This window comes from Caballeronia udeis (assembly GCF_001544555.2).
Lineage (GTDB): Bacteria > Pseudomonadota > Gammaproteobacteria > Burkholderiales > Burkholderiaceae > Caballeronia > Caballeronia udeis.
Map to the genome: position 1 here is coordinate 23,640 of NZ_FCOK02000081.1, position 21,160 is coordinate 44,799.

At 61.1% G+C, this 21,160-nt stretch carries 24 protein-coding genes; 19 read left to right on the top strand and 5 right to left on the bottom strand.

Going from position 1 to position 21,160, the window contains the following annotated elements:
• Window positions 1–14: 14 nt before the first annotated feature.
• From AWB69_RS37090 to AWB69_RS37115, 6 genes are all read left to right on the top strand, one after another.
• Window positions 15–1,193 carry an acetyl-CoA C-acyltransferase gene (locus AWB69_RS37090; RefSeq protein ID WP_062091759.1) on the top strand — a complete coding sequence of 393 codons (1,179 nt, stop codon included), beginning with the start codon at window positions 15–17 and terminating at the stop codon, window positions 1,191–1,193.
• 76 nt (window positions 1,194–1,269) lie between these two features.
• Window positions 1,270–1,572, top strand: coding sequence for a Dabb family protein (locus AWB69_RS37095; RefSeq protein WP_062091760.1), 303 nt, complete (start codon window positions 1,270–1,272; stop codon window positions 1,570–1,572).
• 4 nt (window positions 1,573–1,576) lie between these two features.
• A complete protein-coding gene (locus AWB69_RS37100; protein WP_062091761.1) occupies window positions 1,577–2,041 on the top strand; it encodes a PaaI family thioesterase in 465 nt (154 codons plus the stop codon).
• Window positions 2,042–2,102: 61 nt separating this feature from the next.
• On the top strand, window positions 2,103–3,110 hold the full coding sequence (locus tag AWB69_RS37105; protein WP_062091762.1) for an NADP-dependent oxidoreductase: 1,008 nt from the start codon (window positions 2,103–2,105) through the stop codon (window positions 3,108–3,110).
• 33 nt (window positions 3,111–3,143) lie between these two features.
• Window positions 3,144–4,013 (top strand): SDR family oxidoreductase, encoded by an 870-nt coding sequence (locus tag AWB69_RS37110; RefSeq protein WP_062091763.1) that lies wholly within the window; start codon window positions 3,144–3,146, stop codon window positions 4,011–4,013.
• Window positions 4,014–4,098: 85 nt separating this feature from the next.
• Window positions 4,099–5,064 carry an alpha/beta hydrolase gene (locus AWB69_RS37115; RefSeq protein ID WP_062091764.1) on the top strand — a complete coding sequence of 322 codons (966 nt, stop codon included), beginning with the start codon at window positions 4,099–4,101 and terminating at the stop codon, window positions 5,062–5,064.
• Window positions 5,065–5,128: 64 nt separating this feature from the next.
• Here the strand turns inward: AWB69_RS37115 and AWB69_RS37120 are convergent, their stop codons facing one another.
• Both AWB69_RS37120 and ygfZ read right to left on the bottom strand, forming a co-directional pair.
• Window positions 5,129–5,959 carry an NRDE family protein gene (locus tag AWB69_RS37120; protein WP_062091765.1) on the bottom strand — a complete coding sequence of 277 codons (831 nt, stop codon included), beginning with the start codon at window positions 5,957–5,959 and terminating at the stop codon, window positions 5,129–5,131.
• Window positions 5,960–5,980: 21 nt separating this feature from the next.
• Complete coding sequence (gene ygfZ / locus AWB69_RS37125) at window positions 5,981–6,967, bottom strand: CAF17-like 4Fe-4S cluster assembly/insertion protein YgfZ (RefSeq protein ID WP_062091766.1); 987 nt, start codon at window positions 6,965–6,967, stop codon at window positions 5,981–5,983.
• A gap of 61 nt (window positions 6,968–7,028) precedes the next feature.
• Between ygfZ and mltG the strand changes: the two genes are divergently transcribed.
• The 10 genes from mltG to AWB69_RS37175 all read left to right on the top strand — a co-directional run bounded on the left by mltG (window position 7,029) and on the right by AWB69_RS37175 (window position 17,343).
• Complete coding sequence (mltG, locus tag AWB69_RS37130; protein WP_062091780.1) at window positions 7,029–8,045, top strand: endolytic transglycosylase MltG; 1,017 nt, start codon at window positions 7,029–7,031, stop codon at window positions 8,043–8,045.
• On the top strand, window positions 8,045–8,665 hold the full coding sequence (tmk, locus tag AWB69_RS37135; RefSeq protein WP_062091767.1) for a dTMP kinase: 621 nt from the start codon (window positions 8,045–8,047) through the stop codon (window positions 8,663–8,665). The genes mltG and tmk overlap by 1 nt, the downstream gene beginning before the upstream one ends.
• Window positions 8,666–8,869: 204 nt before the next feature.
• The gene (locus AWB69_RS37140; RefSeq protein WP_062091768.1) at window positions 8,870–9,898 is read left to right on the top strand and encodes a DNA polymerase III subunit delta'; all 1,029 of its coding nucleotides are present in this window, start codon (window positions 8,870–8,872) and stop codon (window positions 9,896–9,898) included.
• 34 nt (window positions 9,899–9,932) lie between these two features.
• Window positions 9,933–10,430 (top strand): GNAT family N-acetyltransferase, encoded by a 498-nt coding sequence (locus AWB69_RS37145; RefSeq protein WP_062091769.1) that lies wholly within the window; start codon window positions 9,933–9,935, stop codon window positions 10,428–10,430.
• Window positions 10,431–10,493: 63 nt separating this feature from the next.
• Complete coding sequence (locus AWB69_RS37150; protein ID WP_062091770.1) at window positions 10,494–11,297, top strand: TatD family hydrolase; 804 nt, start codon at window positions 10,494–10,496, stop codon at window positions 11,295–11,297.
• Window positions 11,298–11,402: 105 nt separating this feature from the next.
• Complete coding sequence (locus AWB69_RS37155; protein WP_062091771.1) at window positions 11,403–12,179, top strand: ankyrin repeat domain-containing protein; 777 nt, start codon at window positions 11,403–11,405, stop codon at window positions 12,177–12,179.
• A gap of 223 nt (window positions 12,180–12,402) precedes the next feature.
• Window positions 12,403–12,759 (top strand): Rap1a/Tai family immunity protein, encoded by a 357-nt coding sequence (locus AWB69_RS37160; protein WP_031359334.1) that lies wholly within the window; start codon window positions 12,403–12,405, stop codon window positions 12,757–12,759.
• A gap of 239 nt (window positions 12,760–12,998) precedes the next feature.
• The gene (locus AWB69_RS37165; protein ID WP_062091772.1) at window positions 12,999–14,294 is read left to right on the top strand and encodes a mechanosensitive ion channel family protein; all 1,296 of its coding nucleotides are present in this window, start codon (window positions 12,999–13,001) and stop codon (window positions 14,292–14,294) included.
• A 244-nt stretch (window positions 14,295–14,538) separates the two neighbouring features.
• On the top strand, window positions 14,539–15,993 hold the full coding sequence (gene otsA / locus AWB69_RS37170) for an alpha,alpha-trehalose-phosphate synthase (UDP-forming) (protein WP_062091773.1): 1,455 nt from the start codon (window positions 14,539–14,541) through the stop codon (window positions 15,991–15,993).
• Window positions 15,994–16,275: 282 nt separating this feature from the next.
• Window positions 16,276–17,343 (top strand): glycosyltransferase family 4 protein, encoded by a 1,068-nt coding sequence (locus AWB69_RS37175; protein ID WP_062091774.1) that lies wholly within the window; start codon window positions 16,276–16,278, stop codon window positions 17,341–17,343.
• A gap of 169 nt (window positions 17,344–17,512) precedes the next feature.
• Here AWB69_RS37175 and AWB69_RS37180 read toward each other — a convergent pair whose 3' ends face one another.
• The 3 genes from AWB69_RS37180 to AWB69_RS37190 all read right to left on the bottom strand — a co-directional run bounded on the left by AWB69_RS37180 (window position 17,513) and on the right by AWB69_RS37190 (window position 19,555).
• The gene (locus AWB69_RS37180) at window positions 17,513–18,103 is read right to left on the bottom strand and encodes a BPSL1445 family SYLF domain-containing lipoprotein (RefSeq protein ID WP_062091775.1); all 591 of its coding nucleotides are present in this window, start codon (window positions 18,101–18,103) and stop codon (window positions 17,513–17,515) included.
• A 379-nt stretch (window positions 18,104–18,482) separates the two neighbouring features.
• Window positions 18,483–18,959 (bottom strand): hypothetical protein, encoded by a 477-nt coding sequence (locus tag AWB69_RS37185; protein WP_062091776.1) that lies wholly within the window; start codon window positions 18,957–18,959, stop codon window positions 18,483–18,485.
• Between the two features lie 287 nt (window positions 18,960–19,246).
• Window positions 19,247–19,555, bottom strand: coding sequence for a PsiF family protein (locus tag AWB69_RS37190; protein WP_062091781.1), 309 nt, complete (start codon window positions 19,553–19,555; stop codon window positions 19,247–19,249).
• Window positions 19,556–19,570: 15 nt separating this feature from the next.
• Between AWB69_RS37190 and AWB69_RS48245 the strand changes: the two genes are divergently transcribed.
• From AWB69_RS48245 to AWB69_RS37200, 3 genes are all read left to right on the top strand, one after another.
• A complete protein-coding gene (locus tag AWB69_RS48245; RefSeq protein WP_156529098.1) occupies window positions 19,571–19,741 on the top strand; it encodes a hypothetical protein in 171 nt (56 codons plus the stop codon).
• 369 nt (window positions 19,742–20,110) lie between these two features.
• Window positions 20,111–20,380: a hypothetical protein gene (locus AWB69_RS37195; RefSeq protein WP_231937358.1), complete on the top strand. Its 270-nt coding sequence runs from the start codon at window positions 20,111–20,113 to the stop codon at window positions 20,378–20,380.
• 213 nt (window positions 20,381–20,593) lie between these two features.
• The coding region (locus AWB69_RS37200) for a substrate-binding domain-containing protein (RefSeq protein ID WP_156529099.1) at window positions 20,594–21,160 on the top strand (567 nt) is incomplete at its 3' end.

A 21,160-nucleotide genomic window follows, 5' to 3' on the forward strand; every position in this document is an offset into this window, starting at 1 on the left:
AAGTGGAGACAAGCATGACTGACGCGGTAATCGTATCGACGGCACGCACGGGCCTCGCCAAATCCTGGCGTGGCGCATTCAACATGACCCACGGCGCGACGCTCGGCGGCCACGCCACCCAAGCGGCGGTGGCGCGCGCGGGCATTGACCCCGCGCGCGTGGAAGACGTGACCATGGGTTGCGCGAACCCGGAAGGCGCGACCGGCATGAATATCGCGCGGCAGATTGCGTTGCGCGCGGGCCTGCCGGTCAGCGTGCCGGGCATGACCGTGAACCGCTTCTGCTCGTCTGGCCTGCAGGCGATCGCGCTCGCGGCGCAACGCGTGATCGCCGGCGAGGGCGACGTCTATGTGGCCGGCGGCGTGGAGTCCATCTCGTGCGTGCAGAACGAGATGAACCAGCACATGCTGTTCGATGGCTGGCTCAAGCAAAACAAGCCCGGTATCTACTGGTCGATGCTGCAGACGGCCGAAAACGTCGCCAAGCGCTACGAGATATCGAAGGAACGGCAGGACGAGTACGGCGTGCAGTCGCAGTTGCGTGCAGCAGCGGCGCAAGCGGCAGGCAAGTTCAACGACGAAATCGTGCCTATCACGGTGCTCGCCGGTGTCGCCGATAAAGCCACGGGCCGCATGTTCACGAAGGAAGTCACGCTGGCCGCCGATGAAGGCATTCGCGCGGACACCACGCTCGAAGGGGTATCGAAGATTCGCACCGCGATGCCCGGCGGAGTGGTCACGGCGGGCAATGCGAGCCAGTTTTCCGATGGCGCGTCGGCCTGTGTGGTGATGAACGCCACGCTGGCGGAAAAAGAAGGGCTCAAGCCACTGGGGATTTTCCGGGGCTTTGCGGTCGCAGGTTGCGAGCCGGATGAAATGGGCATTGGCCCCGTGTTCGCGGTGCCCAAGCTGTTGAAGAAAGCGGGCCTCAAGGTCAGCGATATCGACTTGTGGGAACTGAACGAAGCGTTCGCCGTGCAAGTGCTCTATTGCCGCGATACCTTGGGTATCCCGGCTGATCGCCTGAACGTGAACGGCGGCGCGATTGCGGTGGGGCATCCGTATGGCGTCTCGGGCGCGCGGCTCACGGGGCACGCGTTGATCGAAGGCAAGCGGCGCGGCGCGAAGTTTGTCGTGGTGACCATGTGCATTGGTGGCGGGCAGGGTGCGGCCGGGCTGTTTGAAGTAGTGTGATTTTGTACGGTCGCCCGGCGTTTTTGATACGCTTGGGCGATCGGCATAAATCATTTGCTACAACCAGGAGCCCGTCTTGTTACGTCACATCGTCATGTGGAAACTGAAGGAAAGCGCCGAGGGCGGCACCCGCGCTGAAAATATCGTCAAGCTGAAAGCCAAACTCGAAACCTGCCGCAGCATTGTTTCAGGTCAGGGCCACTTCGAAGTGGGCGTGGCGCAACCCGGCTTCGAAGCTACGTATGACGTGGTCCTCGTCTCCGACTTCGACAATCCGGAAGCCCTCCAGGCCTATCAGGTCCACCCCAAGCACCTGGCGATCAAGGACTTCGTTGCAGCGGTACGTGAATCGCGTCAATGCATCGATTACGAAGTCTGAGACCATGACCGATTTCTCCACGCTCCCTGAAAGCCCGTTCGTCGATTCGCTCGGCGTACAGCTTGTCACCGCCGAAGACGGCGCAAGCGAAGTGGTGCTGCCGCTGACCGCCACGCATATGAATACCTGGGGCATCGCACACGGCGGCGTGACCATGACGCTGGCCGACGTTGCCCTGGCAATGGCCGCGCGCAGTCTCGCTGACGACGGCATCGGCGTGGTCACCGTCGAAATGAAAGTCAACTTCATGCAGCCGGGCCGCGGCGAACTCCGTGCGTTTGCCCGCGTGCTGCACCGCTCCACCACCATGGCGTATTGCGAAGGCGAGATCCGCGACAGCGAAGGCCACTTCGTCGCCAAAGCGCTCGGCACCTTCAAATACATGCGCAAGCTCGCCGTCGGCCGAGATATCGCACAGCAACGCCTGCGTTCAGATCCGTCCGCCACACCCGGTCCCAGCGACGCCTGACGCCGCTACCAGGGCGCGCCTCGCGTCCTGGCTTCTCCCGGGACCGCACAGGAGTATCACGATGTCAGAACACCATTCAATCAATCGCCAGATCCTCCTCGTTTCGCGCCCGCAAGGCGCGGCAAGCGTTGATAACTTCAAGCTCGTCCACACCCCGCTCGAGCCGCTGGCCGACGGCGAGGTACGCGTGCGCAATCACTTCCTCTCGCTCGATCCGTACATGCGCGGCCGCATGGACGACTCGAAGTCGTACGCGGCCTCGCAGCCGCTCAATGAGGTGATGATCGGCGGGACCGTGGGTGAAGTGGTGGAATCGAAGAATCCGAAGTTTGCGATCGGCGACAAGGTGGTCGGGATGTACGGCTGGCAGGAATTCGGTACGTCGGACGGCAAGGGTCTGCGTAAAGTCGACGACACCCATATCCCGCTTTCAGCGTATCTCGGCCCGGTCGGCATGCCGGGCGTGACCGCATGGCTGGGGCTCAACAAGATCATCGAGCCGAAAGCGGGCGAGACGGTCGTCGTCAGCGCGGCGAGCGGGGCGGTGGGAAGCGTGGTCGGCCAGTTGGCGAAGGCAGCAGGCTGCCGCGCGGTGGGCATCGCGGGCGGGGCGGATAAATGCCGCTATGTCACCGAGACGCTTGGTTTCGACGCTTGCGTCGACTACAAGGCGGGCAACCTCCATGACGACCTCAAGGCCGCGTTGCCCAACGGGGCCGACGGTTACTTCGAAAACGTCGGCGGCGAAATACTGGACGCCGTGTTGTCGCGCATGAACGCGTTCGGCCGTATTGCGCTGTGCGGGATGATCGCGAGTTACGACGGTTCGCCCATGCCGCTTAAAAAACCCGCGTTGCTACTCACGCAGCGCTTGAAGGTACAGGGGTTTATCGTCAGCGAATCGCCGGAAGTGTGGCCTGAAGCGCTCACGCAACTCGGTGGGCTGGTTGCACAGAAAAAGCTGCAATATCGCGAGACCATTGCGCAGGGACTGGAAAATGCCCCGGAGGCTTTTCTCGGATTGCTCAAAGGCAAGAACTTCGGCAAGCAGCTCGTCAAGCTGATCTGAACGTTCGAGCTCATAAGGTCAAAAGGAGACAGAGTGGACCAGTTCGACGGCAAAGTGACCGTGATCACGGGCGCCGGCAGCGGCTTTGGCCGCGAGTTCGCATTGAAGGGCGCGGCGCTGGGCATGAAGCTCGTACTCGCCGATGTCGATGTGAAAGGCCTCGCGGAGACGGTCGACATGGCGCGCGGTCTGGGTGCTGAAGCGCTCGGCGTGCCCACGGACGTCTCTAATGCCGCACAGGTCGATGCACTTGCGCGCACGACTATCGATACCTACGGCGCCGTGCATCTGCTCTTCAACAACGCGGGCGTCGGCACGGGCGGGTTCGTCTGGGAAAGCAGCGCGAACGACTGGGCGTGGGTGTTCGGCGTCAACGTCATGGGCGTGGCAAATGGCGTGCGCGCGTTCACGCCATTGATGCTCGCGCACCAAGAGCCGGCGCACATTGTCAATACGGCATCGGTGGCGGGCTTGCTGTCGGCTCCGGGGATGGGCGTTTATAACGCGTCGAAGCACGCGGTCGTTGCTTTGACGGAGACGCTGTATCACGATTTGAAAATTGTCGGCGGGGCCGTGGATTGTTCGTTGCTCTGTCCGGCATTCGTGCCAACTGGCATTGCGAACGCCGAGCGGGCGCGGCCCGATGGCTTGCGCAACGATGAACCTATCACGGCATCGCAGCGCATAGCGGGCAAGCAGCTCACTAAGGCGGTTGAGAGCGGTAAGCTGAGCGCGAAACAGGTGGCGGAATTGACCTTCGACGCCGTGCGCGAACGGCGCTTTTATGTGCTGACGCATCCGCGGATTCTGGCGTCGGTGCAACTGCGTTTCGATGACGTCACGCAACGGCGCAATCCGACTGATCCGTTGTCGTTGAAGCCGGAGGTGAAGGGACAGGGGTAGGGCATGGACATTCGCGAGCTAACGCGCAAATTTGCCGCCTATGTCATCATCGCGAGCTTCCAACGCTCGCCAATTCCCCGCTCCCATGCCGCTGAATCCTGCCGTTGCACAGGTTATCGAACTCATCGCGAGGGCCAAGCGGCCGCCGTTCCACACGCTTGAACCCACTGCCGCGCGCGCGTCCTATGAGCGCAGCGCGCTGATCCTCGACACCCCGCCAGCCGCGATGTTCGACGTTCAGGAACTCATGATTCCCACGCGCGATCGCGCCTCCATCCGTGCGCGCCTTTACCACCCGGTCGAGCCCAACTGGGCCGCCCCTACGCCTACGCTGGTCTACTTTCATGGCGGGGGTTTTGTAGTCGGCAGTATCGATACCCATGACTCGCTCTGCCGGCGCCTAGCGGCCGATTCAGGTTGCGCAGTGGCCTCGGTCGACTATCGGCTCGCGCCCGAGCATCAGTTTCCGACCGCCGTGCACGATGCCTTCGACGCCCTCACATGGTTTCACGCGCAAGCGGCGTCGCTGGGGCTCGACAGCACGCGCTTCGCGGTCGGCGGAGACAGCGCGGGCGGCACGCTCGCGACGGTCAGCGCATTGCTCGCCCGCGATGCCGGCATCCCGCTATGTCTCCAGTTGCTGATTTATCCGGGCGTAAGCGCGCGGCAGGATACGCAATCGCACGCGCAATTTGCCGAGGGTTTCGTGCTGTCGGCGAAAACTATCCAGTGGTTTTTTGCGCAGTATCTACGCAACGACAAGGACCGCGACGACTGGCGTTTCGCCCCGCTGGACGCGCGTGGCCCCATGCCGGATTTCATCGGCGTTGCCCCCGCATGGATCGCAGCGGCCGATCATGACCCGCTCTTCGACGAAGACGTAGCCTATGCGGACAAGTTCGAAAGGGCACATGTCCCCGTCGAACTGGTCCGCTACGAAGGCATGACGCACGAGTTCTTCAAGATGGGTGGTTTTGTGCCGGAAGTGGCAAAAGCGCATGCGGACGCGGCAGATGCATTGCGTCGATACATGAACGTCGCGGAAAGCTAAGAACCAACGCCTGGAACTTTACGCGCACAAAGTACCGTTCTGATTTCAACCGTCCTAAGTCTTCCTAAGCTGCCCGCACGATCGTGAACGCATCGTTTCGTTCGAACGCGCCGGGACGTTTGATGTTGTGCGAACCATCGTCGTCGCTGAGTTCCTTGATTTGCAGCGCAAACTTACCGTCTACAACCACGACCCGCAGCGCCGTGGTACTGCGCGTGCCATAACCCTCCGACTCAATGAACGCCGCCGACAACACGCGCTCGCGCTCGAGCGAAAGACCGGTGGACGGCAGCAGATGGTCATCGGCGAGCTGGGGATTGCGCATGGTCTCGATCAGGCTGTCCAGCGACGGCCGTTCATCGACGTGAAGCAGATCCCGCAACGCCTCGCGTTGCGCGACGAGCTTGGGCCACGGAGTATCGAGCAGGCTATTCGACAACCCGTGAATGCCGGGGTCAAGCAGCGAGGGCGGTGCATCGGCACGATTGCCGTACCAGGCCAGTTCGCGCCTCGTGAAGTCGCCAACGACCAGATTGAACCCGTTGTATCGATGCCCGTCATGGGCTACGGCTTCCAGATAGGCCATCGGCGCGACCGGTGCACCGGACAAGAAATCGCTGACCAAGGTACCGCGCGTCGGCGCGTTGGGCCGCATTTCCGCAGGCGCCCGATAATTCGTCAACGCAGCGAAACGACCATCGCGCGTCACGCCGAGCCATGTGCCGCCCCCCGTCAGGTCACGTCCAGCGAGGACATCCGGCGCGTCCTCCCACCAGTGCAGCGGCTCGGTTTCGCGATGAAAAAACTCGTCGCGATTGGCCGCAAGCGTGAGCACCGGGCGCTCGGCATCAGACGCCGCGGCGTCAGGTTGCCAGTCGAAAACAATCAGGCACATGAGCGAACCATCCGCAATAAATCAGACTTCGGTCGGCAGCGCGTAAGGCAGCGGCGAGAACTTCAGCGCGGGACCCTCCACCGTTCCAACGTGTACCGAACCCTGGTCGAGCGCCGCCAGCTTGATTTCCACCAGCGCATCCACGCCGCCGCCGGACGCGGGCGCTACATTGACCACGAGGCCGCACGGCTGGCCGGGGTCGTCGGAATGGAACAGTTCGTCGCCGGCTTTCGCGGTTTCGGCATGGGCCAGCGCGGTGCGGCGCTTGATCGTGCCGCGATACTGGCTGCGCGCGACCACTTCCTGCCCGGGATAACACCCCTTCTTGAAGTTGACGCCGCCGAGCACGTCGAAGTTGACCATCTGCGGGACGAATTGCTCGGAAGTCGGCTGCGTGATGCGCGGTTCGCCCGCGTGAATGTCGAGCCAGTCCCATAGCTCGGCCGGCGCGCGCGTGAGCTGCTTTTCGATATCGGCGAGGCGCGCTTCGACTTCGGCCTTAGGGCCGACCCACAGGAAACGCGGCCGGCCTGCTGCGTCGGGGACGCGGATCAGCGAGCCGAGCGGACCGTCCACTTTCACATGCACACCGTCGGGCATGGCTTCGAAGAGACGGGACAGCGTCTTGCGGACATCGCCGGCAAATCCCACGGCGGCGAGCGACGGCGTGGCGTCGACGAGCTTCGCTTTCGCGCGCATCACGAACATCGACAAGCGTTTTTGCACCGATGCCTGTATGTCGGCGGCCAGCATCAGGCGCACGGCTTCACCGCATCGCCACATCAGGAACGATGCCAGCAAGCGGCCCTTCGGCGAGCAATAACCGGCCAGGCGCGCGCTCGATGCGTCCAGATGCTGGACGTCGCTCGTCAGTTGCGTGTGAAGAAAAGCGGCGGCGTCGTCGCCGGTGGTGTCGATGATGCCGAACTGCGTCAGCGGCACAAACACACCTGCGTGGAGGACGGCGTCGAAGGGGGATGAAAGCGGTGAGAGGGTCGAGGAATTCATGGACCTGACTTTGGCGGAGGCGAACAAGTATTATATGGGTCTTACTTCGAGCGTGTTTCGCATGTCCCTTTTGAAGAAATGTTTGATCGCGGCGGTCGTCGCGGTCGTGGTTGCCGGTGCGCTCGTTGCGGGCATGTTCAAATGGGCGAATAGCCCGGTCGATCTGGCCTCACCCGAACTCGACATCACCATCAAGTCCCACAGCACGCTGCGCAGCGTGGCCCTCCAGCTGGATCACGGGGGCGCGCACGTCCAACAGCAGTTGTTCGTGCTGATGACGCGCGCGCTCGGCCTGTCGTCGCAACTCAAGTCCGGTAACTACGAGTTCAAGACGGGCATCACGCCCTACGAGATGCTGCAGAAAATCGCCCGTGGCGACGTCAATGAGTACGTGGCGACCGTCATTGAAGGGTGGACGTTCCAGAAAATGCGCAACGAACTGGACAGCAATCCGGCGCTGCAGCACGACACGGCCGGCATGACCGACACCGACTTGCTGAAGGCAATCGGTGCGCCGGATGACGTGATTGCACGCGCGAGCGCGGAAGGCCTGTTTTTCCCCGACACCTACCTCTTCGACAAAGGCACGAGCGACATCACCGTCTACAAACGCGCATACACGCTGATGCAGCAGCGCCTCGCCGAAGCCTGGGATACCCGCGCGCAGAACTTGCCGTACAAGACGCCTTATGAGGCGCTGATCATGGCGTCGATCGTCGAGAAGGAAACCGGGCGTGCTGCCGACCGGCCGCTGGTTGCAGCCGTGTTCGCCAACCGGCTGCGCATTGGCATGCCGCTGCAAACCGACCCTTCGGTGATCTACGGCCTGGGTTCAGCCTACGGCGGCCGCCTGCGGAAAAAAGACCTGCAAACCGACACTCCGTACAATACCTACACGCGCATGGGCCTTCCGCCCGGTCCGATCGCGCTGCCGGGCGTCGCGGCGCTCGCGGCAACGGTCAATCCTGCGTCCAGCCCGGCACTGTATTTCGTGTCGCGCGGCGACGGCAGCAGCTTCTTTTCAGACAATCTCGGCGACCACAATCGGGCCGTCGACAAGTACATCCGGGGACAATGATGGTGCGCGGCAGATTCATCACGTTTGAAGGCATTGACGGAGCGGGCAAGACGACGCACCTCGCATGGTTTCGTCAGCGCCTGGACGACAAAATCGCAGCCACGGGCCGTTCGGTCGTGATTACGCGGGAACCCGGCGGCACGAAGCTGGGAGAAAGCCTCCGGGACTTGTTGCTCAACCAGCCGATGGATCTCGAAACCGAGGCGTTGCTGATGTTCGCGGCCCGCCGGGAACATCTGGCGCAGATCATTGAACCAGCGCTGGCCCGCGGCGACTGGGTGCTCTCGGATCGCTTCTCGGACGCCACCTTTGCCTACCAGGGCGGCGGCCGCGGTTTACCGCGTGACAAGCTGGAAGCGCTCGAGCGCTGGGTGCAGGGCGGTTTCCAGCCGGACCTGACGGTGCTCTTCGACGTACCCACGAACGTGGCCAGCGAACGGCGCGGCGCGGTCCGCTCTCCGGACAAGTTCGAGAGCGAATCGGATTCGTTTTTCGGCCGCACGCGGGCCGAGTATTTGCGGCGGGCGGCGGAATCGCCCGAGCGGTTTGTGATAATCGACGCTACCCAGTCGATTATCGATATCCAGAAACAGCTTGAAGCAGTGATCACAAGTATTTGATCCTTAAAGAATTTTCATAAACTATAAATTACTTCAAGTTTCGCAGCCGGGGCCTTCTGGTCATTGACATAGCCTCGAGCTCAATCGAGAAAAAGCTTCAATTATTGGCAACAAGCAATTGAATCGATTGAATTTCACCTGCGAGTTAAAGTAAATTCAGACTCGCAAGAATGCATTGCAAACACCTGATCCAAAAGACTTTTCATGATCTATCCGTGGCAAACCGATGACTGGTCCCGTCTCGAGCAACTGCGTGCAAGCTGGCCGCATGCGTTGCTCCTGCACGGTCGCGCGGGTATCGGCAAATTGCAGTTTGCGCAGCATCTTGCTCAAAGCCTGCTTTGCGAAACCCCGACCGACACGCGCGAACCGTGCGGACATTGCGTGGCTTGCCTGTGGTTCAGCCAGGGCAACCATCCCGACTACCGCGCGGTGCTGCCCGAAGCGCTCGCCGGTGAATTGATCAGCGACGACAAGGCAGACAAGGCCGATACGGACGACAGCAAGAAAACGAAGGTGCCGAGCAAGGAGATCAAGATCGATCAGGTGCTCGGACTGATGAATTTCTTCAGCCTCGGGTCGCACCGGGGCGGTTTGCGCGTCGTATTGATATACCCGGCGGAATCGATCAACGTGTTCGCCGCCAACGCATTGCTCAAGACGCTGGAAGAACCGCCGGCGGGTGTGGTGTTCATCCTGGTCACGGCGCGTATAGACCGCTTGCTGCCGACCATCATCAGCCGCTGCCGCCAATGGCCGATGACCCTCCCGGCCACCGAGCCCGCCGTTGCATGGCTGGCGCAGCAGGGCGTGGAGCGCCCCGCGGCGGTACTGGCGGAGGCGGGCGGCGCGCCGCTGACCGCATTGGCGCTCGCCTCGGACGAAAACCGCGCGCTGCGTGATTTCGCGCTGGCGCAACTGGCCGCCGGTCCCGCGTGCGATGCGTTTGCATGCGGTGAAAGCCTGCAAAAGCTGCCCGTTCCCATGGTGCTCGGCTGGCTGCAGCGCTGGCTTTACGACCTGCTCGCGCAGAAAACGGCGGGGCGTCCGCGCTACTTCCCGGGGGCATCGAAGGCGCTCGAACGCTGCGCTGCGCAGATCGATACCGAGCGTTTCGCCCACTTCCAAAAGACCGTGACGCGGCAACGCGCGGTGGAAAACCATCCGCTGAACGCGCGGCTGGTGTTCGAAGAACTGTTCCTCGGCTATCGCGACGTGTTCACTGCTGCATGACTATCGATTCACTCTTTTTGCACACGACCGCACTATGAACCTCAACTTCCGCGACGCCACGCTCGACGATCTTCCCGGCATTGTGGCCATCTACAATTCCACGGTGCCGTCGCGCCTTGTTACCGCCGACCTGGAGCCCGTGACGGTCGAAAGCCGGCTCGCGTGGTTTCATGCACATGGCCCGAAGGCGCGGCCGCTGTGGGTGGTTGAAGAAAATGGCGAGGTCGTCGCGTGGCTGAGTTTCTCGGATTTCTACGGCCGTCCGGCCTATCTGCGCACCGCCGAAGTCAGCATTTATCTCGCCGAAAGTGCACGTGGGAAAGGGCTCGGGAAGCAGTTGCTGCAAGTGGCGCTGGAACGTGCTCCGGCGCTGGGTATCGACACGCTTCTGGGTTTCATCTTCGGCCACAACGAACCGAGCCTGCGTCTGTTCCAGCGCTTCGAATTCCAGACATGGGGCACGCTGCCGCGCGTCGCAGTGCTGGACGGCATTGAACGAGACCTCGTGATTCTCGGTCGCCGGCTCGGCTGACCGATACGACCGATATGACTTATAGCTTGAAAGCCAGACCCATCCCGCTTTAACGGAATTCCCATGTTCGTCGATTCGCATTGCCACATCAATTTCGAAGGCCTGGCCGACCGTCTGCCCGAAGTGCTCGACAAGATGCGCGAGCTGAAGGTGACGCATGCGCTGTGCGTCTCGGTCGATCTGGAAACGCTGCCTTCCGTGCTGAAGATCGCCGAGGAAAACGAGCATATCTACGCATCGGTCGGCGTGCATCCGGATCACGAGGACGCACGCGAACCGAGCGTGGCGGATCTCGTGGAACTGGCGAGGCATCCGAAAGTAGTCGCCATTGGCGAGACGGGACTGGACTATTACCGTCTGGAAGGACGCAGCATTGCCGATATGGAATGGCAGCGCGAGCGCTTCCGCACGCATATCCGGGCCGCGCACGCCACCGCAAAGCCGCTGATCATCCATACACGCTCGTCGTGGGAAGACACGCTGCGGATCATGGCCGAGGAACGCGCGAGCGTGCCGGGCGGGGTGATGCATTGCTTCACGGAGCCGTGGCACGTCGCCCAAGCGGCGCTCGCCCAGGATTTTTACATTTCGCTATCGGGCATTGTGACGTTCAAGAGCGCGAAAGACGTGCAGGACGTCGCGGGACGGGTGCCGCTCGAGCGTTTGCTGATTGAAACCGACTCGCCGTATCTGGCGCCGGTGCCGTATCGCGGGAAATCGAATGAACCTGCGTACGTAAGTTATGTCGGACGCTTCATCGCGCAATTGCGCGAGATGCCGGAAGAAGCGCTGGCGGCAGCTACCACCCGTAATTTTTTCACGCTGTTCAAGATCCCGCAGCCACAGCCGCAGCCAGTCGGGCACTGAAGCTCGCTACGGCCCCGGTACGGCTCTTCACCGCTGCGCGTCTGATCGCCCGCCCGACAGATCGTAATTTTGTTATCAGAACGTCAAGTAATCCCCAAGGAACACATGCTTACATTTTCGACAGTTTCCTCTTCGACCCTTTCAACGTCCTCCGCCCGCCAATCCGCATTGACGCGTAAAACGTGGCGAACCCTTGTGACGGGCCTGGTGCTGACGGCGGCTTCCATCGCGCAACCCGCCTTCGCGGCGCCCGCTGACTCCATGATCAAGGCGGTAAAGTTCGACGACGTATCTGCCGTTAAAAAGCTGTTGTCACAGGGCGTGGACCCGAATCTGGTCGATAACACCGGCACGCCGCTGCTCGTGATCGCTGCGAGGGAAAAGTCGGACAAGGTAGGCAAGCTGCTCGCCGACAACCCGAACATCGACCTTGAAAAGCTCGATCCCGCCGGTGAAAACGCGATGATGCTGGCCGCGCTCAACGACGACCTCAACTTCGTGAACATGCTGATCGCGAAGGACGCGGAGGTGAACAAGAAGGGCTGGACGCCGCTGCACTACGCCGCCACCAACGGTCATGACGACGTGGTCAAGGTGCTGCTCGATCATTCGGCCTACATCGATGCCGGTTCGCCCAACGGCACGACCCCGCTGATGATGGCGGCGCGCGGCGGCCATCTGTCGACGGTCAAGCTGCTGCTCGATGAAGGCGCCGATTTGCGGGTCAAGAACCAGATTGGCCTGACGGCGGTGGACTTCGCGAATCAGTATCACGAGAAAGATGTGGCGCAAGGGCTGGCGGCGCGCCTGGCAGCGATGCAAAACCAGGGCGCGGCGGGCGCGTCCGGAGCATCGCAAAGTGGTGCAAACAGTGCAAAATGACGCTCGCACGGCGCGGACCTGACTCGGGTTTGACCGACCACAGGTCCCGACCGTGCAAGACGACGAAAATACGAGGAACAGCGGGTGTGATCCGGGAATGATGAGCCAAGGATGGCGCGTCCGGGTTCGTTCGCTGGATATGACGGGTTTGGCCAACAAGACAGGATGTTTTCACCTGCGCATCCAGGCTGGCCCGCAATCGCCAACATAAGAAAGGACCATCATGCAGCGGGTTTTTGTCATGGCCAGTGTGCTCGCGTTTCCGCTCAGCGCGGCCGCGTTCACAGGCAACGATCTGAACATGCTTTGTACCAAGACGGATACGGCCTCACGCAGCGCATGCGCGGCTTATATAGAAGGTGCTGCTGACGGCATCTACAACACCATTGAAGCCATTGGCGGTACATCGGGACCGCAGATCGGCCAGTATTTTTGCCTCCCGGTCGACGTCAAGCCGCAGGAACTGACGGACGCAGTACGCAAGTTCATCGCCGACAACCCCACGCGCGGCAACTTCAACGCGACGACCATGGTGTCGCTCGGGCTTGGCAAGGCTTTCCCTTGCAAGGCTGAAAAGTAAGCCCCTCTCCAAGGCGGCGAGGTTCGCCGCTGCCGCCCGTTCGTTCACCGGCTGGCGCGGCGCTTGCTGCAATGCAATAGAATAGTCATCTGATCACGCTGCTGGCGCGCTAGACCGGCCGGCCGCCGGTGCCGCTCTGCTGCATCCAAAGGCAGGCCGCAACAAAGCGCAATCCGGGTTTCGCGCAATATTCCGTCGTATCCCCGATATCACCTTCCAAGGCTGATCCCACGACGACGATGATCTCTTTCGACTCCTTCGAGCGAATCGCTTCCGCTCCCCTTAGTACCTGGCCCGGCACGCTTGTCGTCGCGGCGCTGGGCGTGCTGTTCGCCATCGGCGTGCATCGCGTGGGCGCCCGTATCCTGGTGCGTATCGCGCGGCCGTATCCGCTGATGAGCGTGATGCTGCGTTTCATCGATAAACCCGCGCTCGCCCTGCTGATCATCCTCGGCCTGGGTTTCGTGCTGGTGGAAACCCCCGATGCGCTTCCGTTCGCCGCTGCGCTGCGTGACCTGCTGACCGTGACGCTGATCGTCGCGCTGACGTGGCTTGCAGTGCGCTCCGTGGGCGCGGTGGCCGAAGCGCTCGTGCAGGCCCATCCGCTGGACAGCCAGGACAACCTGCAAGCACGCCGGATTCACACGCAGGCTCGCGTGCTGGCGCGCTCGGTGATGGTGGTGATCGTGATCATCGGTTTCGGCGGCGCGTTGATGACGTTTCCCGCCGTGCGGCAGGTCGGCGCGAGCTTGCTGGCGTCGGCGGGCGTGGCGGGGCTGGTCGCGGGTATAGCCGCGCGGCCGGTGCTGGGCAACCTGATCGCAGGATTGCAGATCGCGTTGTCGCAACCTATCCGTCTTGACGATGTGGTGGTGATCCAGGGCGAATGGGGGCGCGTGGAGGAGATCACGGGCACCTATGTGTCAATCCGGATCTGGGACCAGCGGCGGCTGATCGTGCCGCTGCAGTGGTTTATCGAGAACCCGTTCGCCAACTGGACACGCAACAGTTCGCAGATCATTGGCACCGTGTTTTTCTACGTGGATTACCGCATGCCGATCGCGCCAATGCGGGAGGAGCTCGAGCGCATTCTGCAAAATGCGCCGGAGTGGGACAAACGCGTGCAGGTCCTGCAAGTCACCGACGCCACCGAAAAATCCATGCAGCTTCGCGTGCTCGTCAGCTCGTTCGATTCCGGTTTGAACTTCGATCTTCGATGCCGCGTCCGCGAGGGCCTGCTGAACTTCGCGCAATCGACCTATCCACAGTTTCTGCCGCGGACGCGAGCGGATATATCGCCGGAGGGGGAGCATGGAGATTTTGTCCAGCCGCCCGAGCATAGCCTCGCTGACGGCATGACCGGCACGGCCGGAACGATCAGGTCGCCAGTGTCCAGCAGGACGGCCAACACGGAGGCCGATCCGGTCGCGAGCCGGGGAGAGCGGAACGGGCCGGACGCATCCGCGCATTCCGCGGCGACCACCGCCCCGGGCACGCCCGGCGGCGCTGCGGTTGAACCGGTTGAACGGCGCTGAACCGGCCGGTGGCATCGAGATTGCGGGCACATTCACGCGAGGCTCGAATTGCGGACAACGCCCGGCATCGGAGAATGCGGCACAGGAATTGAACTGACGCCGCTGGGCGGGGCCGAACGAACATCATCTGCGCACAACGGAGAAAAGCACCGTCACCCAAAGGCCGCGACCTCATATGTACGCGGCCAGGAAAAAAATACACACACCCTGAACAGAATCCAGAATTGCAAAAAGGAAGCCAGTAATGACCCGCCTAGTTGTTGTATCGAACCGCGTTGCCTCTCCAACAGAAACCAAAGGCTCGGCCGGCGGTCTCGCCGTGGGCGTCTTTGGCGCGCTGAAGGATAGCGGCGGCGTCTGGTTCGGCTGGAGCGGCGACGTCGTGAGCGACAGCGTGGCGAACCAGGGCCCAAAGCTCGAACAGGACGGCGCGGTCACGTTCGCGACGGTCGGTTTGCCGAAGAAGGATTACGACCAGTATTACCGCGGTTTTTCGAACGCGACCTTGTGGCCTGTCTTCCACTATCGCAACGACCTGGCCGTCTACGACCGGGACGAATACGCGGGATACAGACGGGTCAATTCATGGCTCGCGCATCGCGCAATCAAGCTGCTGCAACCCGACGACGTGATCTGGGTCCACGACTATCACCTGATCCCGTTCGGCGAAGCGCTGCGCTCGGAAGGCGTGACCAACCGGATGGGGTTTTTCCTGCATATCCCGTTTCCCTCGCCGCAGATCCTGCTCAACATTCCGCCTCACGAAGAACTGGTCAAGTCGCTGTGCTGCTATGACGTGGTGGGGTTCCAGACACCGGGCGACCAGGCCGCTTTCCACGATTACATCGTGCGCCACGCGCATGGAACAGCCACCGCGGAGGGTGTTGTGGAAGCGTTCGGCCGCAAGCTGAAAACCGGCGTGTACCGCATCGGCATCTTCCCCGATGAAATCGCCGAACAGGCCACCCGCGGCGAAGCGCGCCAGGACGTGATGGACCTGAAGCAAAGCCTGGAAGGCCGCAAGCTGATCATGAGCGTCGACCGCCTCGACTACTCAAAAGGCCTGGTGGAGCGCTTCAAGGCGTTCGAGTATTTCCTCGAAAAATCGCCTGAATGGCGGGGCAATGTCACGCTGGTGCAGATCGCGCCGCCCACGCGCTCGGATGTCGATACCTACCAGCAGATTCGCCATAACCTCGAATATGAAGCAGGACGTATCAACGGCAGATACTCGGGCCTCGACTACACGCCGATCCGATATATGAACCAGCGTTACGACCGGTGGAAACTGATGTCGCTGTTTCGCGAGTCGCAGATCGGGCTGGTCACGCCATTGCGCGACGGCATGAACCTGGTCGCCAAGGAATATGTCGCGGCGCAAAATCCCGATGATCCCGGCGTGCTCGTGTTGTCGCAGTTCGCGGGCGCCGCAGACGAAATGAAGGGTGCGCTGATGGTGAATCCGCACGACATGGTCGGCATGAGCGAAGCTATTGGCCGGGCGCTTTCCATGCCGCTCGCCGAACGCCGCGAGCGCTACGAAACCAACATGGTGATGCTTCGCAAATATGACCTGGGCGTCTGGCGCGACTCGTTTCTCGCCGACTTGCGCGGCGTGAAACTGGCTAAGCCCTTGGCCGACCCGCTGGCTAATCCGTTGTCCAAGCCGCAGGACAAACGCCCGGCAGGTCGCACGTAACAACACATGAAGCGCCTATGAAAAGCGGCGCTTGCCACTCGGATTTCTGACCAAAAACCAGCTAAAACCGTTGTTATTCGAGTGTTTCGCGACTGTAACAGGGTCGTGAAAGTGAAAGTTTTGCCAACATCCGGGCTTCCGCGGCCAATAATACGATGTTGCGCTCGCGCGCGTTGCATATCAACGCCGCGTACGAGTGCGGCCGGCGACCGTGCCGATCACTGTTGATCACTATCACCGACTAAACATCACGGCGACGTAAGACCGATGGAGACGCGAACAATGAGAATTGCACAAATAGCCCCCTTGACCGAATCGGTGCCGCCCAAGCTGTACGGGGGCACTGAGCGGGTCGTCTCGTATATCACCGAGGCGCTCGTTGAACTCGGCCACGATGTGACCCTGTTCGCTTCAGGCGACTCGCAAACCAAGGCGAAGCTGGAAGCCGTCTGGCCGCGCGCGTTGCGCCTGGACCCGGCTATCCGTGACCGGATCGCCCCGCACATGCTCCTGATGGAAATGGTGCGGCGCCGTGCCGATGATTTCGACGTTCTGCATTTCCACATGGATTACTACTCGTTCTCGCTGTTCAAGCGCCAGGACACGCCGTTCGTCACCACGCTGCACGGCCGTCTCGACTTGCCGGAGCAGCAGCCCGTCTTCAACACGTTCAACACCGCGCCGGTTATCTCTATTTCGGACGCGCAACGCCATCCGTTGCCGCAGGCCAAGTGGCTGACCACCGTGTATCACGGGCTGCCGGAAACGCGCTACATGCCGCAGCCGGTTGAACAGACGTACCTGGCGTTCCTCGGGCGTATATCGCCGGAAAAACGGGTCGATACCGCCATCCGTATCGCCGGCCGGTGCGGCATGAAGATCAAGATCGCGGCGAAGGTGGACGCAGCGGACCGTGAGTACTACGAACGCGAAATCGCACCGCTGATGGAGCTGCCGTATGTGGAATTCATCGGCGAGATCGCCGATGACCAGAAGGCCGACTTTCTCTCCGGCGCCCACGCGCTGCTGTTCCCGATCGACTGGCCGGAACCCTTCGGGCTGGTCATGATCGAGTCAATGGCATGCGGCACGCCGGTGATCGCGTTCAATCGCGGCTCCGTGCCGGAAGTGCTGGACGAGGGCGTGACGGGGTTCATCGTCGAGGACGAGATTGGCGCAGTGGCCGCCGTGAACCGGCTGCATACGGTATCGCGCGAGGGCGTGCGCAAGCGCTTTGAAGAACGCTTCACGTCGCATCGCATGGCGCAGCAATACGTTGATGCTTATCAGGCAGTCATGCGCGCGCAGAAGCGTTCGCGCTTCAAGCTCATCGACAGCGCGACCAGCTAAAAGGCCTGTCTGGCAAGCGCCTCGCCCGATTCAAGGCCAAAAAGAAAACCGCCGCGCAGGACGACCGTCTGGTCGTACTGCGCGGCGGTTTTGACTTTAGCGCACGTTTCGGTGCACATGATTAAGGATTCAGGCCAACTCTCGCTGGCCGAATACCTTTATCAGATCATCAGATCTTCAGACGCGATACCTTCGTGCCTTCCAGCGAAAGGTTGGCCATCAGGCCAGCGTTCGTCAGCACGAACACTTCGACCGGCGCGGTTGCGGTGGTCGAATCGATATTGCCGTTAGCGCCCATCTTGACCAGCGCAACCGACGCATCGCCGCCGACCGACCAGCCGTCGGCATTGCGGAATTGGTCGAGCGCGTCCTGCGTCATGAACAGGAAGACAATCGATTTCGATTGCGCGCCGGCTTGCAGGCCGATCGACCCGGAGGTCGTGCTGTAGTAGCCGACCGAGCTGCCGCCCACCCGCAGCGCGCCCTTGCCGTACTGCGCCCCGACGATAAAGCCTGCCTGGATCACCGACGGGAACACGAGCACGCCACGCGCCTTGCCGACCAGTTCACGGGAACCCCTGGCCGTCACGTACAGGCGTTGCATGGTCGCGTCGATATCCGCATTGATCGAACGGCGGGCGTCCGCGTCGCCAGCGGTCTGTTGTGCACCTTGATTCGACGTCGTCGTGCAGCCGGCCAGCGCGAGGCCACCCAGTGCAAGCGCCGCGGTCGATTTGATCATGAAGTTTCGTCTTTGCATCGTTTTCTCCATCGTGGTTTTTTGGGAAACCCCATCTACGGGTGTTACAGCATGGCGTTTTATAACACGGCACGTACTCCCGCAACATGTCATGAAATCGCGCGGAGCCTTACCCCGCTTGGTTTTTGCCGTGTCAGGCAAATGCAATGAGGTAACTTTGACCTGCCCGGCCGAGAGGCTGCCTGCCTGAGAAAACGCTTGTTTGCGTGACACATTCGTCTCTCACGACAGACAAATTCCAAAGACGCAAGCAGCGGGCCAGCCCGTCCCGATAGCCCGAATTCCGGTCAAAGTTACCCGGCAAAATAAAGTTGAAAACCGTGTTAAATAGTGCAAAGAAACGGCTGATCGTGCGTCTCCGCAGCGCAACACGACGTTTTTACGGCTTTGCAATCCGAGTTGATTCATTGGCTTGCTTCGCTTTGTCGCTTTTTGTGGGCGGGCGCCGGAGGGAGCGTCGAATCACGCCGATGACCGCGCCCAGTAGAAACAGCGTGACCGCCGGCACGACCCAGTAGCCGACAAACGCGTGCCATAGATAGCCGAACAGCACGCTGCGACGAGTCGAATACTCCGCCATCGCGTCCTGGTTCTTCGCCGCATTGGCGGCGAGCACATCCGGCGGGCAACCGGCTGCGCGAGCTTCGTCGAGGGAACCATAGCAGCGCGAAATCGCGGGAGAGGCGCGTTGCGCGTCGGTGAATGTCCAGCTGGACAGGGAGTGCGCGAGATCCTGGGCGTCGTACGCGAGTTGCTCGCGAATCTCGTTGGCCGCCACGATCATGACGGGAACCGCCCAAAAAATGATCAAGACCAGCCACCGCCTGAACCAGCGGTTTTTATATCGCCAAACCATCCTCGGGCCTCCGTCCGTTGCAGTGCTGCAAGCCGGCTAGACTGTGGCGGACCGATGGCGCATTAGTTGTTCTGGTGGGCCGCCTTCGCGTCATCTTATGAGATAAAACGCGCGCCGCGTAGCACGACCGTAGCTGCACTGCAATAAGACGGGGCGGGGTTTTCCCGTGTTCGGGACTTCACCTACGCACGATTTATTCGCAAAAAAACCATGAAAAAAGCCGCGGGTCCAGAGACCCGCGGCTTCAGCGAACAATCGCCAACAATCGAACGTCACCTCGTTCCGGTTCAGCCCTTGTTGCTGAGACAGTCCTTCATGAAGGCCTTGCGATCATCGCCTTTCTTGCCCGTAGCCGACTTGTTGCACGCCGTCATTTTCTGTTGCTGGGTCATTGGAGCCGCGGCGGCGGCAGGCGCCGACGAGAGGCAATCCTTCATGAAAGCCTTGCGGTCATCGCCTTTCTTGCCCGCAGCCTGCGCGTTGCAGGTGGTCATCTTCGATTGCTGGCTGTTGTCGGCAAACGCCGGTGTTGCAGCGAAGCTCACGCTTAACGCGACGCCCAGTGCGAGCGTTGCCATGGTTGCCCGGATCTTCATGCGATTCTCCCTTAAATGAATGACGTGAAACGAGGTGAGGTGATGCAAGGTCAGGCACATATCCATACCGCTGCGGCGTTTGCCGTTGCTTTTGCCGTCATCGCCATCGTCAGGTGGCTTATCAGGCAAGCCATTATGGCAAAAAGCCATACAAATGCCGTACGGTTTCGAACCGATGAAATGTAAAAGCGCGCGGCGTTCGCAGCATTCGAAAGATGCCGGCATGAGTCAGATCAAGGGGGCACGGCGCCTTTTGATGCACGCTTTGTAAGCTTTCTCTCGCGGACGGCAATGGTTTTGCGCAACAGGCTTACAATTTCAATTTCGCCCGCGTGCTGGAACAGTTGAGGGCAGTCGATGGCGGCCAACGACTTCGTGGCCTGCTATAACGGCGAGAATGCTCCGTTGTAGCGTCGCCACATTCGCGTGAGCAAATGTCATCACGCCGACAAGGCGCCTTCGCACAGTCTCTCCACACACTCTTCATGCGCAGCGTTGCAAAGCCGTGCGATCCTGTCGTTCTACCGCTCAAAGGAGTCGCGTATGTCCCGCCCCATGTCCGACCACTACAAAGGTTTTGAAATATCCGTCCAGGCATTGCGCCGAGGGAAAGAGCGCGACGAACCGGACGACGGCCCGCGCCATTTCGATATCATCGTCAACATTTCGCGCAGCGCCAGCGGCGAGAGCGGCAAATCGGAAATGTTCGGCGTGCCGGAGCAGGAACCGTTCGACAGTCCCATCGACGCGACTCGAGCAGGTATTGAGTACGCGCGAGCGATCATCGACAAGAAGGTGGAGGGCGAATCCGTCGATGAGCTGTGAAAGCTTGCCGGCCTCATGCGGGCAGGCAACATTCAATGACATGACGCAGACGCCGAGTGAATAGCTGCCTCGGCGGCGTGGTTACGCTGCATCACGAAATCAACCCGGTCTGCCCGGGAGAAAACCTGCCGGAACCGGCAATCCGCCCCCCTTCCTGCTTCCTCCAAGAACCGAACATCCGGCAACTCAAAACAAAACCAGGAGATTTGCTGCATGAACTCACATCGTAAAACGCCCAAACCCGCGCTGCGCCGCCGCTTTATCTCTGTCGCGCTGTCACTGAGTGCGTGCGCCTCGCTGCCGCTGTCGTTGTATTCCCTTGGTGCCGCCGCGCAAACCCCACACAAGCCGAGAGTCGCTCTCGTGATGAAATCGCTGGCGAACGAGTTTTTCCTGACAATGGAAACTGGCGCCAAGGATTATCAGAAACACAACGCGGACCAGTTCGACCTGATCACCAACGGCATCAAGGACGAAACCGATACCGCCAACCAGATTCGCATTGTCGAGCAGATGATCGTCTCGAAGGTTGATGCCCTCGTGATCGCCCCCGCTGATTCGAAAGCGCTCGTCCCCGTTGTCAAGAAGGCTGTGGATGCCGGGATCATTGTGGTGAATATCGACAACCGGCTTGACCCGGACGTGCTCAAGTCGAAGGACCTGAACGTGCCGTTCGTCGGCCCGGACAACGCAAAGGGCGCACGGCTGGTCGGCGATTATCTGGCCAAGCGACTCAAGGCCGGCGATGAAGTCGGCATTATCGAAGGCGTGTCGACCACG

Bases quoted from the DNA above. Each gene is read 5' to 3' on its own strand.
- AWB69_RS37190 (WP_062091781.1), bottom strand. From the start codon at position 19,555: ATGAAGATCCGGGCAACCATGGCAACGCTCGCACTGGGCGTCGCGTTA.
- otsA (WP_062091773.1), top strand. From the start codon at position 14,539: ATGACCCGCCTAGTTGTTGTATCGAACCGCGTTGCCTCTCCAACAGAA.
- AWB69_RS37185 (WP_062091776.1), bottom strand. From the start codon at position 18,959: ATGGTTTGGCGATATAAAAACCGCTGGTTCAGGCGGTGGCTGGTCTTG.
- tmk (WP_062091767.1), top strand. From the start codon at position 8,045: ATGGTGCGCGGCAGATTCATCACGTTTGAAGGCATTGACGGAGCGGGC.
- AWB69_RS37120 (WP_062091765.1), bottom strand. From the start codon at position 5,959: ATGTGCCTGATTGTTTTCGACTGGCAACCTGACGCCGCGGCGTCTGAT.
- AWB69_RS37090 (WP_062091759.1), top strand. From the start codon at position 15: ATGACTGACGCGGTAATCGTATCGACGGCACGCACGGGCCTCGCCAAA.
- AWB69_RS37180 (WP_062091775.1), bottom strand. From the start codon at position 18,103: ATGCAAAGACGAAACTTCATGATCAAATCGACCGCGGCGCTTGCACTG.
- AWB69_RS37140 (WP_062091768.1), top strand. From the start codon at position 8,870: ATGATCTATCCGTGGCAAACCGATGACTGGTCCCGTCTCGAGCAACTG.
- mltG (WP_062091780.1), top strand. From the start codon at position 7,029: ATGTCCCTTTTGAAGAAATGTTTGATCGCGGCGGTCGTCGCGGTCGTG.
- AWB69_RS37155 (WP_062091771.1), top strand. From the start codon at position 11,403: ATGCTTACATTTTCGACAGTTTCCTCTTCGACCCTTTCAACGTCCTCC.
- AWB69_RS37150 (WP_062091770.1), top strand. From the start codon at position 10,494: ATGTTCGTCGATTCGCATTGCCACATCAATTTCGAAGGCCTGGCCGAC.
- AWB69_RS37160 (WP_031359334.1), top strand. From the start codon at position 12,403: ATGCAGCGGGTTTTTGTCATGGCCAGTGTGCTCGCGTTTCCGCTCAGC.
- AWB69_RS37175 (WP_062091774.1), top strand. From the start codon at position 16,276: ATGAGAATTGCACAAATAGCCCCCTTGACCGAATCGGTGCCGCCCAAG.
- AWB69_RS37115 (WP_062091764.1), top strand. From the start codon at position 4,099: ATGCCGCTGAATCCTGCCGTTGCACAGGTTATCGAACTCATCGCGAGG.
- AWB69_RS37105 (WP_062091762.1), top strand. From the start codon at position 2,103: ATGTCAGAACACCATTCAATCAATCGCCAGATCCTCCTCGTTTCGCGC.
- ygfZ (WP_062091766.1), bottom strand. From the start codon at position 6,967: ATGAATTCCTCGACCCTCTCACCGCTTTCATCCCCCTTCGACGCCGTC.
- AWB69_RS37165 (WP_062091772.1), top strand. From the start codon at position 12,999: ATGATCTCTTTCGACTCCTTCGAGCGAATCGCTTCCGCTCCCCTTAGT.
- AWB69_RS37145 (WP_062091769.1), top strand. From the start codon at position 9,933: ATGAACCTCAACTTCCGCGACGCCACGCTCGACGATCTTCCCGGCATT.
- AWB69_RS37195 (WP_231937358.1), top strand. From the start codon at position 20,111: ATGTCCGACCACTACAAAGGTTTTGAAATATCCGTCCAGGCATTGCGC.
- AWB69_RS48245 (WP_156529098.1), top strand. From the start codon at position 19,571: ATGAATGACGTGAAACGAGGTGAGGTGATGCAAGGTCAGGCACATATC.
- AWB69_RS37100 (WP_062091761.1), top strand. From the start codon at position 1,577: ATGACCGATTTCTCCACGCTCCCTGAAAGCCCGTTCGTCGATTCGCTC.